The 13917-nt window shown below is 69.8% G+C and carries 10 protein-coding genes and 1 pseudogene; 2 read left to right on the top strand and 9 right to left on the bottom strand.

What is annotated here, in order from left to right; genetic code table 11:
* Positions 1-41: 41 nt before the first annotated feature.
* On the bottom strand, positions 42-1058 hold the full coding sequence (locus tag RGU41_RS01035; protein ID WP_134558253.1) for a magnesium and cobalt transport protein CorA: 1017 nt from the start codon (positions 1056-1058) through the stop codon (positions 42-44).
* Positions 1059-1121: 63 nt separating this feature from the next.
* Here RGU41_RS01035 and RGU41_RS01030 point away from each other — a divergent pair, with 63 nt between their 5' ends.
* Positions 1122-1529 (top strand): hypothetical protein, encoded by a 408-nt coding sequence (locus tag RGU41_RS01030; RefSeq protein WP_322135255.1) that lies wholly within the window; start codon positions 1122-1124, stop codon positions 1527-1529.
* Complete coding sequence (locus RGU41_RS20650; protein ID WP_416173174.1) at positions 1457-1816, top strand: 4'-phosphopantetheinyl transferase superfamily protein; 360 nt, start codon at positions 1457-1459, stop codon at positions 1814-1816. The genes RGU41_RS01030 and RGU41_RS20650 overlap by 73 nt, the downstream gene beginning before the upstream one ends.
* Here the strand turns inward: RGU41_RS20650 and RGU41_RS01025 are convergent.
* The 8 genes and pseudogenes from RGU41_RS01025 to RGU41_RS00990 all read right to left on the bottom strand — a co-directional run bounded on the left by RGU41_RS01025 (position 1773) and on the right by RGU41_RS00990 (position 13882).
* Positions 1773-3221: a M1 family metallopeptidase gene (locus RGU41_RS01025; protein WP_322135254.1), complete on the bottom strand. Its 1449-nt coding sequence runs from the start codon at positions 3219-3221 to the stop codon at positions 1773-1775. The two genes, RGU41_RS20650 and RGU41_RS01025, sit on opposite strands and share 44 nt — an antisense overlap.
* Positions 3194-7096, bottom strand: a pseudogene (locus RGU41_RS01020) (Pls/PosA family non-ribosomal peptide synthetase). The gene RGU41_RS01025 and the pseudogene RGU41_RS01020 overlap by 28 nt, the downstream one beginning before the upstream one ends.
* Before the next feature lie 160 nt (positions 7097-7256).
* Positions 7257-8144: an ATP-binding cassette domain-containing protein gene (locus RGU41_RS01015; protein WP_322135253.1), complete on the bottom strand. Its 888-nt coding sequence runs from the start codon at positions 8142-8144 to the stop codon at positions 7257-7259.
* Entirely contained in the window at positions 8141-9127 is a 987-nt protein-coding gene (locus RGU41_RS01010) for an ABC transporter permease (RefSeq protein WP_134449318.1), read from the bottom strand. The genes RGU41_RS01015 and RGU41_RS01010 overlap by 4 nt, the downstream gene beginning before the upstream one ends.
* Positions 9124-10101: a sugar ABC transporter substrate-binding protein gene (locus RGU41_RS01005; protein WP_134449317.1), complete on the bottom strand. Its 978-nt coding sequence runs from the start codon at positions 10099-10101 to the stop codon at positions 9124-9126. The genes RGU41_RS01010 and RGU41_RS01005 overlap by 4 nt, the downstream gene beginning before the upstream one ends.
* Before the next feature lie 130 nt (positions 10102-10231).
* Positions 10232-11689 (bottom strand): DUF2252 domain-containing protein, encoded by a 1458-nt coding sequence (locus tag RGU41_RS01000; RefSeq protein ID WP_322135252.1) that lies wholly within the window; start codon positions 11687-11689, stop codon positions 10232-10234.
* Between the two features lie 67 nt (positions 11690-11756).
* A complete protein-coding gene (locus tag RGU41_RS00995; protein WP_322135251.1) occupies positions 11757-12134 on the bottom strand; it encodes an SHOCT domain-containing protein in 378 nt (125 codons plus the stop codon).
* A gap of 122 nt (positions 12135-12256) precedes the next feature.
* Positions 12257-13882 carry an MFS transporter gene (locus RGU41_RS00990; RefSeq protein ID WP_322135250.1) on the bottom strand — a complete coding sequence of 542 codons (1626 nt, stop codon included), beginning with the start codon at positions 13880-13882 and terminating at the stop codon, positions 12257-12259.
* Positions 13883-13917 lie beyond the last annotated feature (35 nt).

Raw genomic sequence — 13917 nt, 5'->3', positions numbered from 1 at the left:
AGGCGATCGGTTCTGATCTGCGCGGCGGGCGCCCGAAGCAGCTACAGCCAGTTGTTCTTCTTGAAGACGCGCCAGAGCACGAAGCCGCCCGCGACCATCAGCCCGAGGGCATAGGGGTAGCCGTACTCCCAGTGCAGCTCCGGCATGTTCTCGAAGTTCATCCCGTACACGGTTCCGACGAGGGTCGGGGCGAACAGGATCGCCGCCCAGCTCGAGATCTTCTTGACCTCTTCACTCTGGGCCAGGCCCGTCTCCGAGAGGCGCCGGGTCTCGTCGTTCTGGCGCTGGGTGACGAGGGTCGAGTGCACGATCAGCGCGTTGTCGAGGATCTGCCGGAAAGCCGAGCCGCGCTCGTTGATCCGCAGCACGTGGTCGAGCACGTCGTCGAGGTGGTGGTGCAGCTCGACCTCGACGTTGTACTTCGCGAAGCCGCGCTTGAGGGCCTCGAGCATGCCGATCAGCGGCTGGGTCGCCCGCTGGAACTCGATCACCTCGCGGGACAGGTCGTAGATGCGCCGGGCGACCTCGGGGTCGCCGTCGAAGATCTCGTCCTCGATCTCGTCGATGTCGTTCTCGAGGCCGGCGATCACGGGCGCGTATTCGTCGACGAGCTGGTCGAAGATCGCGTAGAGCACCGCCTCAGGGCCGAGGGCCAGGAGCCTCGGCGTCGACTCCATCCGTGCGCGCACCTTCGCGAGGTCCGGGGATTCGGCGTGGCGGATGGTCACGACGAAATCGGGCCCGACGAAGACGTGCAGTTCGCCGAATTCGACCCGCTCCTCGGCGTCGATGTACCGGGCCGGGCGGAGCACCACGAAGAGGATGTCGTCGAACCGTTCGAGCTTGGAACGCTGGTGTCCCTTGAGCGCGTCCTCGACCGACAGGTGGTGCAGGTTGAACTCCGCGGCGATGGAGCGCAGCTCAGCCTCTTCTGGCCGGTACATCCCGATCCAGGCGAAGCCGCCGCATTCGGTCAGAGTCGCATAGGTCTCATCGAGGGAGGCGGGCGTCGCGAGGCGTCGACCGTCCACGTAGACCGCGTTGTCAATCAGTGTCATGTCGTGCTCCTCGAGTGCAGCTACCAGTGTGCCACCGGCCGTGGGTTCGGCCACACTTGGTGCATGGAATCCATCGGCGAGGTGATCGTCATGGTCGCGCCGCGTTCACCAACGGATGCCGCCGACCGAGCCGTGCTGGCGGCGGCCGCCGCGTGGGCGCTCGGCCTCGATCCCGCGAGCGTGCGGGTCTGTCGCCGCTGCCCGCACTGCGGGAGCGCCGAGCACGGGGTGCCCTCCCTCGCGGCCGTGACATCCGGGTCTGCGCCGCACCCGACCGTTCACCTGAGCCTCAGCCGGGCGTCCGGCCACGTCGCCGTCGCGGTGAGCTTCGCCGGGCCCGTCGGCGTCGACGTCGAAAGCGTGGACGCCGTCGCCCGCTCCCCCTCGCCGACGTCGCCCTGTCTCCTCGCGAGCGGGCGGCGAACGCCGCAGACCTCGCCGGGATCTGGTGTGCGAAGGAGGCGATCCTGAAGTCGACCGGAGACGGCCTCCGCGTCGATCCGCGCGACCTCACCCTCGCCCCCGCCCCAACGGCCGGGTTCGGCCCGGCGCTCGCCTCCTGGCCCGGCGCCGGCGTCGCCCTGGCCGGCATCCTCCTCGCGAGCTTCGACCCCGGCGCCGGTCTCGGGCTCGTCGGCCGGGTCGCCGTGCTCGCCCGTCCCGGAACCGGCCCCGCGTCTCAGCCGGCCCTCCGACTGCTCGCCGCCCCCGACGTCAGAGCTTGGGGAGGGCGGTCCGGTAGATCCAGCGGTCGATGATGCGGCGGATTTCCTCGCTCCCGGTGTGGATGGAGACGAACTCGACAAAGGCATCCGTCGAGACGAGGCCGTGCCGGTTCGCGCGGGCCCAGGCGCGCAGGGTGTCGAAGAACACCGCGTCGCCGAGGGAGCGCCGCACGGCGTGCAGGGCGAGCGCACCGCGCTTGTAGACCCGGTCGTCGAACATGTTGTGCGGGCCGGGATCGCCGATGAGGAGGTCCTGCGGTTGCGCCTCGAGCCTGCCGCGGTGGAACACCGCGCTCTGCTCCGCGGTGCGTCCGCCGGCGTGTTCGCCCCAGATCCATTCCGCGTAGCAGGCGAAACCCTCCTGCAGCCAGATGTCGCGCCACGCGGCGGCGGTGAGGCTGTTGCCGAACCACTGGTGCGCGAGCTCGTGGGCGATCAGGCGGTCGCTGCCATGGTTGCCGTCGACGTGGTTGCGGCCGAACACGGCGAGGCCGTGCGCCTCGAGCGGGATCTCGAGCACGTCATCCGTCACGACGACCGAGTACCCCGGGAACGGGTAGGGGCCGAAGGTCGTGCTGAACACCGAGACCATCTCGCCGAGCCTGCCGAAGTCGACGCCGACGTTGTGCGCGAGGTTCGACGGGAAGTGCAGCATGATCGGCACCGGGGCCGGGCCGCCCGCCGCAACCGGCGGCAGCACACTCGAACGGTACCGGCCGATCATCACGGAGGCGAGGTAGGTCGCCATCGGTTCGACGACCTCGAAGGTCCACCTGGTGTGGCCGGAACGGGTCGACTTCGCGGTGAGCGTGCCGTTCGAGACCACGGTGTACGGCGCCTCGCAGCTCACCGCGATCCGGTACGTCGCCTTGTTGCTCGGGTGGTCGTTGCAGGGGAACCAGGACGCGGCCCCGCACGGCTGGCCCGCGACGAGCACGCCGTCGAGCAGTTCCTCCCAGCCGACCTCTCCCCAGATGCTCCGCAGCGGATGCGGCGCCCCGCGATACCGCACGGCGATCTCGAACCGTTCCCCGGCTTCCATCGTCGTCAGCGGGGTCACCACGAGCTTGCGTCCGGTGTGCACGAACTTGCGCGGCCGGGCGCCGTTGACCGTGACCCGGTCGACGCTCAGCCCGTCGAAGTCGAGGCTGAACCGGTCCAGGCGCATCGTCGCCACGAGGGTGATCGTCGCGGTCGCGCGCAACTGGTTGGTCGCGACCCGGTAGTCCAGGTCGAGGTCGTAGTGCAGCGCCCGGTAGCCGCCGTTGCCCGCGCCGATCAGATAGGGATCGCCGGCCGTGCCGGCGCCGATCGTCGTCGGGAGGTTGAGGGCGACCTTGCCGGGCGAGCCGGCGGAGCCCTTGCCTGCGGAGCCCTTTTCGGCGCCGTTCTTCCCGCCGGTCTGCGGGCTCACGGTGTCCACGGCAGTCTGCGCCACGGCGAGATCGGGTTCCCTGACCAGACCGACCCGGCAGGAACCCGCTCGCCGCGCATCACGAGAGACGCGGGGCCGACCGTCGCTCCGGCATCCACCGATGCGGCGGGCAGGATCACGCTGTGCGGTCCGAGGGTGGCACCCTCGGCGAGCGCGACCTGGTCGAGCTGCATGATCCGGTCGTGGAACAGGTGAGTCTGCACGACGCAGCCCCGGTTCACGGTGACCCCGTCGCCGAGGGCCACGAGGTCCGCTTCCGGCAGCCAGTATGTCTCGCACCAGACGCCGCGGCCCACCCGGGCCCCGATCGTGCGCAGGAACATCGACAGGGCGGGGGTCCCTGCGGCCTTCGCCGCGAACCACGGCCGGGCGACCATCTCGACGAAGGTGTCCGAGACCTCGTTGCGCCAGATGAACGATGACCAGAGCGGATGCTCGCTCACGGAGATCCTCCCGACGAGCGCCCACTTGGCGAGGCTCGTCACGACCGCGGCGACGGCACCGGCCGCGAGGAGCACGATCCCGCCGAGCAGGATCGCCCAGCCGAGACCGAGGCCGAGCCAGAGGGCGTCGAGCGCGGCGAGCACGCCGAGGGCGATCAGCCCGGTCACGACAACCGGCACGATCCGCAGCACCTCCCAGAAGGCACGGGCCGTGCGGAGACGGGCGGACGGCTGGAACGTGCGCGCCTCGTCGACATCCGTCACGAGCCGCCGCAGCCGCTCTGGCGGGTTGCCGAGCCACGAGGACCCGCGCTTGGCCTTGCGCGGCGTGGACGAGAGCACGGCGACGAGTCCGTTGCGCGGCACCGTGCGGCCGGCGCCGGCCATGCCGCTGTTGCCGAGGAAGGCACGGCGGCCGACCTTCGCGGGCCCGATGTGCATCCAGCCGCCGCCGAGTTCGTAACAGGCGACCATCGTGTCGTCGGCGAGGAACGCTGCGGGCGCGATCGTGGTGAGCGCGGGGATGAGCAGCACGGTCGACGCCTCGACGCCCGCGCCGACCTTCGCGCCGAGCAGGCGCAGCCACACCGGGGTGAGCAGGCTCGCGTAGACGGGGAAGAGCAGAGTGCGCGCGCCGTCGAGGATGCGCTCGGTCATCCAGACCTGCCAGCCGAACCGGCTGCGCACCGGGTAGTAGCCCTCGCGGAGCCCGACGCCGAGCACCCGTACGGCGAGCACGACGAGCAGCGCGTACACGAGCCCGGCGACCACCACGGCGAGCGGCATCATCAGCGCGGCCCGGCCGAGCGCGAGGCCCAGGGTGCCGGCGTCGCCGATCGCGGCGCCGACGAGGAGGGCGGCGAGAATCACCGCGACCGCGGGCATCGCGGTCATGCCGAGCGCGCCGAGGGCGTATGCCGCAAGCCAGCGCCGGCCGCGTGGCGGGTGTTCGGCCGGCCAGGCTCCGCGGGCGGCCCCGACCCGGGTGGCGGGCGAGCCGGCCCAGCGTTCGCCTTCCGGCACGTGTCCGGACACGGCGGCGCCGGGTTCGATCACGGCGCCCTCGCCGATCACCGCTCCGCCGAGGAGGGTGCTGCGCGCGCCGATCGTGGCGCCGGCGCCGATCTTCACCCGTCCGATGCGCAGCACGTCGCCGTCGATCCAGTAGCCGGACAGGTCGCTCTCTGGTTCGATCGCGGCGCGCTCGCCGATGGACAGCATCCCCGTCACGGGCGGGAGCGCGTGCAGGTCGACGCCCGGTTCGATGCGGGCGCCGAGGGCCCTGGCGTAGTAACTGATCCAGGGCGCTCCGGCGAGGCTCACGGCGTCGACGAGCAGGGACACCTGCTCGGCGAGCCAGAGCCGCAGGTGCACGGACCCCGCCCGCGGGTAGGCGCCCGGCTTCACCCCGCGGAGGAGGAGCCGGGACGCGAGCACGGAGAGCGCCATCTTGCCGGGCGGGGTGACGAAGACGAGGAATCCGGTGAGGATCCACCACCAGGACAGGGTCGGCGCGAACGTGGCGCCGCCCGCGGCGAGCAGGTTGTTCGCCGCCGCGAGGTAGACGAGCCAGCGGGCGCCGACGAGCGCGTGCAGCGGGATGCCGAGCAGGGTCTGCAGGAGCTGGCTGCGGAACGGGACCGGAAGCACGGTGCGCGCCGCGGCCACCGCGGCGGGGGTGCGGGAGTCGAGTTCGTCGGCGAGAGCGCCGATGCGGGGGTGGTCGTAGATGTCGTTGACCCGGGTGTCCGGGTAGCGTTCGCGGAGCGCGGAGACGAACTGGGCGGCCGTGAGCGAGCCACCGCCGTGTGCGAAGAAGTCGGCGTCCGGACCCTCGACGGTGGACCCGAGGATGGCAGCCCACTTCTCGGCGAGCCAGGCCGCCGTCGGAGACAGCAGGCCGGCATCCGTGTCGTCGCCCGTCGCCGGGAGCGGCCAGGGCAATTGCAGCCTTGTCGACCTTGCCGGAGACCCGCGTGGGCAGCTCGTCGACGACGGCGAGCAACGGCACGAGAGCGGCGGGTAATTCCTCCCTCAGGCGCACGGTCGCCTGGCCGCGGTCGAAGGCGGATGCCCCGTCGACGAGTGCGAGGTAGCCCACGAGCACCTGGTTCCCGGCGGGGGTGCGCTGCACGACAGCGGCGGCACCGGCGACGCCCGGCAGCGTGCGCAGCGCTGCCTCGATCTCGCCGAGCTCGATGCGACGTCCGCCGAGCTTGACCTGGTCGTCGGCGCGGCCGGCGAAGACGAGGCCGGCCGCCTCGAAGCGCACGAGGTCGCCGCTCCGGTAGGCGCGCGGCCAGCCGAGGCCGGCGTGCGGGGCGTACTTCTCGGCGTCCTTGGCCGGGTCGAGGTAGCGGGCGAGGCCCACTCCCCGATGATGAGTTCCCCGGTCTCGCCCTCGGCGACGCGGGCGCCCGCGGAATCGACGACGGCGAGGTCCCAGCCGTCGAGGGGCAGGCCGATCCGGATCGGCGCGCTGCCGTCGAGCAGCGCGGCGCACGCGACGACGGTCGCCTCGGTCGGCCCGTAGGTGTTCCAGACCTCACGGCCCCTGGCCTGCAACCGGTCGGCGAGTTCGGGCGGGCAGGCTTCTCCGCCGAAAATGAGCAGGCGCACCCGTTCGAGGGCTTCCTCCGGCCAGAGGGCGGCGAGGGTCGGCACCGTCGACACGATGGTGATCCCGTGCGCGATCAGCCACGGGCCGAGGTCGACGCCGCTGCGCACCAGCGAACGGGGAGCGGAGACGAGGCAGGCGCCGTTCCGCCAGGCCAGCCACATCTCCTCGCAGGAGGCGTCGAAAGCGACCGAAAGGCCCGCAAGCACCCGGTCGGCGGGGCCGATCGGGTCGGCCCGGAGGAACAGTCCGGCCTCGGCGTCGACGAACGCGGCCGCGGAGCGGTGCGAGACGGCGACGCCCTTCGGCACCCCCGTCGAACCGGAGGTGAAGATCACCCAGGCGTCGTCGCTGCCGCGGGGCAGGGTGCGGTGGGTGTGCGCGAGGGTCAGGTCCTCCTCTGGCGGCAGCATCCGCTGCCTGAGCATGACGTCGTCCACCGCCGGCCGGAACTCGAAGACGCCGCCGCGGCCGATCACGCCGACGACGCGGGCCTCGCTGAAGACCAGGTGAGCGCGTTCCTCTGGGTCGTCGGCGTCGACCGGGACATAGGCGGCGCCGACCCGCAGGGTCGCGAGGATGGACACGTAGAGTTCGCGGGTTCCGGAGGGGATGCGGATGCCGACGGTGTCCCCGCGGCGCACGCCGGCCTGGCTGAGGGCGAGGGCCTGCTCGTCGACGAGGTGCCGGAGCTGGCGGTAGCTGACGGTGCCGGACTGGTCTTCGAGCGCGAGGGCGTTGGGGTGCCTGGCTTCGGTGGCGAAGAGGATGTCGATGAGGGTGCGCGCCTCCGCCGTGCGCGATCCGGCCTCGAGCACGTCCTGGGCGGCGGACTGCGCTGCGGCCTGGGTTGCGCCCTGCGGAACGGGGGTCTCGGTCACGCTCGCTCCTCGGATCGGGACGCGGTGCTGCACACCGCACGACGATTCCCCAGTGTAGAACAGGCGTGTGAGGCCGGGGTGTCGGCCCGCACCTCGGTCAGCGGGCGTCCCCAGCGGATGCCGGTCGGCCGAGCACAGGACCGAGCGCGTCGAGCTCCTCGCCGCCGGCCATCAGCCTCGTGAGCTCGTCGACCGTGATCCCGTCGCGCGCGAACTCGCCGAGGCTCGTGCCGCGGTTGAGCACGAGGAACCGATCCCCGACGGCCCAGGCATGGTGCGGGTTGTGCGTGATGAACACGATGCCGAGGCCGCTGTCCCTGGCCCGCGCGATGTACCGCAGCACGAGGCCGGCCTGGGTGACGCCGAGCGCGGACGTCGGTTCGTCGAGGATGACGAGTTTCGCGCCGAAGTGCACGGCGCGGGCGATCGCGACGGCCTGGCGTTCCCCGCCGGAGAGGGTGCCGATCGGCTGGTCGACGTCGCGGAGGGTGATGCCCAGGGTCGCAAGGCTGTCCCGGGTGGTCGCCCGCATCCTGGCGACGGCGAGGCGGCGGAACGGCCCGCGGCCGACCGTCTCCTCCGCTCCGAGGAAGAAGTTGCGCCAGACCGGGAGCAGCGGCACGAGGGCCAGGTCCTGGTAGACCGTCGCGATGCCGAGGGAGAGCGCGTCACGGGGGCTCCCGAAGTGTTGTTCGACGCCGTGGGCGAGGAGGGTGCCTTCGGTGTGCCCGTGTGCCCCGGCGAGGACCTTGATCAGTGTGGACTTGCCCGCGCCGTTGTCGCCGAGCACGCAGAGCACCTCGCCGGCTCCGATCGAGGCCGTCACCCCGCTCAGCGCACGCACCGAACCGTAGCTCTTGCCGAGACCGCGGACCTCGAGAAGAGGCGTCCGGGCATCCGCCGCCGTGCCCAGGGGCTCCGCCGTGCCCAGGGGCTCCGCCGCGCCCAGGGGCTCCGCCGCGCCCAGGGGCTCCGCCGCGGTCATGAGCGCTCACCGGCCTGGCGGCGCACCCAGAGGTTGACGAGTACTGCGAGCAGCAGCATGCCGCCGAGGAAGGCCTTGAGCCAGTTGCTGTCCCACTGGGCGAAGACGATGCCCTGGAGCGCCATGCCGTAGATGAGGGCGCCGAGGGACGCGCCGATCGCGGAGCCGAACCCGCCGGTGAGCAGGCAGCCGCCGACGACGGCGCAGATGATGTAGACGAATTCCTGGCCGATGCCCGTCGTCGCCTGCACGGTCGATACGTCGAAGAGCTGGAGCATTCCGACGAGCCAGGCGGCGCCTGCGGTCGTGAGGAAGAGCCCGAACTTCACCCGGCGCACGGGCACGCCGACCTGGCGGGCGCTTGCGGCCTGGCCGCCGACCGCGAAGACCCAGTTGCCGAAGCGGGTGCGCAGCAGCACCCAGGTCGCGAGCGCGGTCAGCAGGATCCACCAGACGATCGAGATCTTGACGTCCATGCCGAACAGCGGGAACGAGGAGCCGAAGAGCACCCGGGCCTGGTCGAAGCCGGTGACGGCTCCGAGGCCCTGGATCGCGACGGTCCCGGTGAGCAGTTTGGTGACGGCGAGGTTCAGGCCCTGCAGGATGAAGAAGGTTGCGAGGGTCACGATGAAACTCGGCAGGCCGGTCGAGGTGACGAGCCACGCGTTGAATGCCCCGACGAGGAGGGCCGCGGCGAGCGCGAGCACGAGGGCGAGCCACACGTTCAGGCCCCACTGCGTCGTCGCGATGCCGACGATCAGGCCGGTCGTTCCCGTCATCGCGCCCGCGGAGAGGTCGAACTCTCCGCCGATCATCAGGAGCGCCACGGCGACGGCCATGATCCCGAACAGCGACGACGAATACAGCCAGGTTGCGACGCCGGCCGGCGTCAGAAAAGCGGATGTCGAGATCGAGAAATACAGGAAGATCCCGAACGCGGCGACGAACGCCCCGACCTCGGGGCGGCGGAGCAGCCCGGTCATCGGGTTCCGTGTGCCGCGTAGGTGGCGACCTGCGCCGCGTTCTCCTTCGTGACGAACCCGGGGCCGGAGAACACCGGCTGGCCGCCGCCGACGACGTCGCCGTTGCGCTTCTGCAGGGTGAGGAACACCACCGGAAGGTAGCCCTGGGAGTATGGCTGCTGGTCGACCGCGAACAGGATCGAGCCGGCCTCGATGAGCGTCGTCACGTCTTTGGACACGTCGAAGGTCGCGAGCTGCGCGTGGCTGCCTGCGTCGGTGATGGCCTGGCTCGCGGCGACGGCGATGCCCGGGTTCAGGCTGAGCACACCGTCGATCGTCGGGTCGGCCAGGAGCGTGCTCTTGATCGTGTTCTGGGCGTCCGCGAGGTTGGCGATGTCGACCTGCACGTTCGTGACCGGGCTGCCGAGCCCGGCGGCGGCTCCCCGGCAGCGGTCCTCGAGGCCCGTGTTGCCTGCCTCGTGGATGACGCAGATCACCTTCGTGGCTCCCGCCTTGGCGAGGCGCTCCCCCGCGGACTGTCCGGCGGCGTACTCGCTCTGGCCGACGTGGGTCTGGGCGCCGAAGGCGAGGGACTCCTCGAGTCCCGAGTTGATCGTGATCACCGGGATGCCGGCCGCCACGGCCTTCTCGACGGACGCCTTGACCCCGTCGGGGTTCGCCATCGAGACGATTAGTCCGTCCGGATGCGTCGCGACGGCCGAATCGATCAGCTGGCTCTGACGCACGGGGTCACCGTCGCCCTGGTACGTCACGGTCGCGCCGAGGTCGGTGCCTGCCTGCTCTGCGCCACTCTTGACCACGTCCCAGAACGCGTCGCCCGGGTTTCCGTGGGTGACCACCGCGATGGTCGTCTTCCCGGCGGATGCCGCGTCCGATCCGGTCGCGGTGCTCCCGTTCGTCGAGCATCCTGTGAGGGCGAGCGGAAGCAGGACCAGGGCGGTGAGCCCGGCGAGCAGGCTGGTTTTGTGCAACATCGGTGGGTCGTCCTTCGAGGCCAGTCGTCAGCCAGCTGCCGGAGTTCGGCAGGCGAGCGGGACGCCGCTGAGGATGACCCTCCTGAATCTTAGGCTGCAGCGCTGCGCGGCTGGTTCGGAATTGACGTTCCTACAGGCCGGCGATGGACGGCAGCCGTCCGGAACGGACGGCCTCGGCGAAGGCCTCATAGTCGCGGTCGTTCTGGTCCGCGTAGCGCAGCGAGAAATCAGTGATCGCCGTGTCGAATTCAGCTCTCTTCCCGAGGTAGGCGGCGATGGCGACGGGGTCACCCGAGCGTGCGTGCGCGCGAGCGAGCGTCCAGCCGCACAGTCCGGCATAGAGGGTCATGCCGAACGGCACCATGTTCTCCACGACGACGGACCCCTTCATGTCGCGCAGCTGGCGCCAGTACAGGAACCGGTTCTGCTGCACCCCTTTCGTCCAGCCCAGGTAGATGTCGCTCGCGGCCTGCATCATCCGTTGTCCCTGTACGACGCGCTCACCGGGTTGTCCGTAGCGGCTCGTGTCGAGGTGGTCCTCGAGCACCGAGGCCCTGGCCTCCTTGACCTGGAGAAAGAGGGGATCCTGCTGGGCACGCCCCTGGAGCAGCGCTATGTAGGCGCGCGTGCCGACGCTCCCGACGCCGACGACCTTACGGGCAACGTCGACGAGTTCGAAACGTTCGAGCAGCTGGCGGCGATCGTCCTGGAGATTGGCACGGTAGGAGCGGAACGCCGTCCGCACCGATTCCTCGATCTCGTCGGGCGACAGTCCCGTTGTCGTCGTCAGCTCCCGGACGGGGATGACGATCGGCGGCTGGCTGATGATGCGGTACTCCCCGTCGACGAACTCCGCGAGCTTCGACAGCGCCTGCAGGCTGTCCCGGGTGCGGGCCTTCTCGGCGATCGCCCTGGTCCTCTTCTCCGCGTTCACCGCAGCCTTGCGCTCCGTCCGGTCTCCGCTCGTCCTGCCCGCGGCGACCTGGAGGGTCGCCAAGACCGTGTCCTCGGTCATGCGGGCGTACCAGACGTCCATCGTGCGCATCTTCGCGAATTCCGCCATCGCCTCGCGATACGCCCGCACCGAGGCGAGCGTCACGTCGTGGACCTGGGAGCTCGTGAACCTGTTGTTGCGGGCCGCGATCGTGAAACTCGCGCACATCCGCTGGACGTCGTATTCGAACGGGCCGGGCAGGGTTTCGTCGAAGTCGTTCAGGTCGAAGAGCAGGGCGCGCTCTGGCGAGGCGAACAGGCCGAAATTGGACAGGTGGGCGTCACCGCAGAGCTGCACGATCAGCCCGGACCTCGGGGTGTCCTTGAGGTCGGCGGCCATGATCCTGGCCGCGCCCCGGTAGAACGTGAACGGCGATACCAGCATCCGGCCGTGCCGGACCGGCACCAGGTCCTGCTCCCTGGTGAGGTTCTGTTCCTCGAGCAGCGCGACCGGGTCTGGCCGGTCAGCGGCCGGCGACCAACCCGAGTGACTGGCGCGGGGAGTCTGCTCCCTGGCCCGCTTGCCCCTGGCCTTGCGCTCCTCCACGGTCGCGTGCTCGACGACATTGTCGAGCGCGGCCCTGTCCTCATACATGGTGGACGACATCCATGCTGGACGACCTCTCTGTCGTTTTCTTCTGTCGTTTTCTCCCCGGGCAGGACTAGCCCAGCGCGCGGGCCTTGAGCCGCTCGTATTCGGCCTGGGTGATGACGCCGGAGTCGAGTAGCTTCTTCGCGTCCGCGATTTCCGTGGACGGCGACGAACCCGCGACGGTCTTGATGTATTGATCCGTCTGGCCCCGGTACTGGTTCCTGCGCTGCTCCTGGCGCTCGGACATCCCGGAACCCCGCGCGATCAGGTAGACGAGGGCGGTGAGGAAAGGCAGGAAGACCAGGAAGACCATCCAGATGGCCTTGACCCCGCCGCTGACCTGATGGTCGCTGAACAGGTCCCCGATGACGGTCACGAGCACCATCAGGTAGGCGAGGAAGACAAAGGACCAGAAGAAGAACCCGACAAAGTTCCAGAAATTATCCATGAGCCGTCTTCCCTCGGATACCGGGACACCCGTGTGATGCCCTCGTCGCTGACAAAATACTGTCGTTCGGCCGCTTCTGGAATGGGCACTGCCTGGAATGGCACCGCCGGGAATGGGCCAGGTCACGGCGATTGCCGCGCCTCCGGGGTCTTCCCCTGACGCCTCGCGACGGTCTGGTTCGGAATGTTCCTGGAGAACACCAGGGATCCGAGGGCGAAGAGGACCAGCGCGAAGAAGGACACCCGCAGGGAGGACACCTGTGATTCGCTGTAGATCCTGGTCAACTCGGCACTGTCGGAGCTCGACAGTCCCGCGTCCGTCGCGATGCCGGCCACACTCGAGACGGGAACGATGGCGACACCGGCCGCTGTCTGCGTGCTGACCGCGGCTTTCGCGGAGTCGGGAAGGCTGCTGCTCTCCACCGAGCTCAGGAACGAGGACGAGAGCGACGCGATCAGCACCGATCCGATCAAAGCGGTACCGAGCGACGAGCCGAGGTTCTGGAAGACTCCCTGAAGCCCGCCGACCTCGCTCGTCCTCTCCTCGCCGACACTGGACATGTTCACGTTTCCGAGTTGCGAGGCGAGAAGGCCGAGTGCAGCTCCCGCGGTGAACATCCCGACGCCGAACACGACGCTCTTCAGGTCCAGGGAGACGGAACCGAGCAGGCATACGGCGCTTCCTACCAGGACGAGCTGACCGACGCGCACGATCCGGCGCGGTGACCACAGCGTCGACAACCGGGTGCCCACCACAGAGAAGAGGATGAGCGCGATCGACAGCGGGAAGATCTTCAGCCCGGTTTCCAGCGCGTTGAGCCCCAGGGTCATCTGCAGGTAGATCGGGATCATGAAGAACACCCCGGCCGTGAACGCGTACTGCGCACCGAGCACGGAGAGCCCGGCCCGCAGCTGCGTGATCGAGAACATCCCGACGTCGAGGAGCGGGGCGCGGCCCGTCTCGCCCAGTCGCCGTTGGCGACCGGTGAACAGCCAGAGGAGGAAGACGCCCAGCAGGATCAGGTAGGGCACGAGGGACAGGCCCAGGGGCTCGATCGGGGTCCCGTTGATCTCGGGAGCCTGTTTCGGGAGGATCCACCCCCAGGTCTTGCTCTGCAACATCCCGTACACGACGAGGACGAGGCCCGCCGCCGAGAGCAGGACGCTCGGGACGTCGATTCGGGTGCTGCTCGGCCTGCTGCTGTCGGAGATGAGGCGCGCCGTGAGGACGACGCCGATCATGATCACGACCTCGGACACGAAGACGTAGCGCCAGTTCAGGTAGGTCGTGACGTAGCCTCCGATCAGGGGGCCGGCCGCGACCGCGGCCCCGGACACGGCGCCGATGATCGCGTACGCGGTCACGCGGTCCCTGTCCCGGTAGTTCTCCGCGACGAGAGCTGCGATGGCCGGGATCACCAGCACGGCGCCGAGTCCTTCGATGACCGACCAGCCGAGGAAGAGCACCGCGAAATTCGGGCTCAGTGCCGTCAACAGGGAACCGCACGAGTAGACGACCGCACCGATCACGAACGCGCGCCGCCGGCTCCAGATGTCGCCGAGCTTTGCGCCGAGCAGCATGACCGCCGCCATCGTGAGGGTGTAGAACGTGATCGCGCTCTGCATGGCCGCGACCGTGGTGTCCAGGTCTGTGACAACCGTCGAGATCGACACGTTCATGACGGTGCTGTCGAGCACCATGACGAACTGCGCACTGCCGAGGACCGCGATTGCCGTCCACTTACTCATCGAGTCACCCGCAATCCGACGCGAACGCCGCTGGC

This window comes from Cryobacterium sp. 10C3, from assembly GCF_034314285.1.
Lineage (GTDB): Bacteria > Actinomycetota > Actinomycetes > Actinomycetales > Microbacteriaceae > Cryobacterium > Cryobacterium glucosi.
Note: the sequence above shows the minus strand (reverse complement) of the source record. Positions and strands in the feature narration are given on the sequence as shown.

Coding starts and splice junctions, on each gene's coding strand:
- RGU41_RS01035 (WP_134558253.1), bottom strand. CDS start 1,058: ATGACACTGATTGACAACGCGGTCTACGTGGACGGTCGACGCCTCGCG.
- RGU41_RS01030 (WP_322135255.1), top strand. CDS start 1,122: ATGGAATCCATCGGCGAGGTGATCGTCATGGTCGCGCCGCGTTCACCA.
- RGU41_RS01015 (WP_322135253.1), bottom strand. CDS start 8,144: ATGACCGCGGCGGAGCCCCTGGGCGCGGCGGAGCCCCTGGGCGCGGCG.
- RGU41_RS01010 (WP_134449318.1), bottom strand. CDS start 9,127: ATGACCGGGCTGCTCCGCCGCCCCGAGGTCGGGGCGTTCGTCGCCGCG.
- RGU41_RS01005 (WP_134449317.1), bottom strand. CDS start 10,101: ATGTTGCACAAAACCAGCCTGCTCGCCGGGCTCACCGCCCTGGTCCTG.
- RGU41_RS01000 (WP_322135252.1), bottom strand. CDS start 11,689: ATGTATGAGGACAGGGCCGCGCTCGACAATGTCGTCGAGCACGCGACC.
- RGU41_RS00995 (WP_322135251.1), bottom strand. CDS start 12,134: ATGGATAATTTCTGGAACTTTGTCGGGTTCTTCTTCTGGTCCTTTGTC.
- RGU41_RS00990 (WP_322135250.1), bottom strand. CDS start 13,882: ATGAGTAAGTGGACGGCAATCGCGGTCCTCGGCAGTGCGCAGTTCGTC.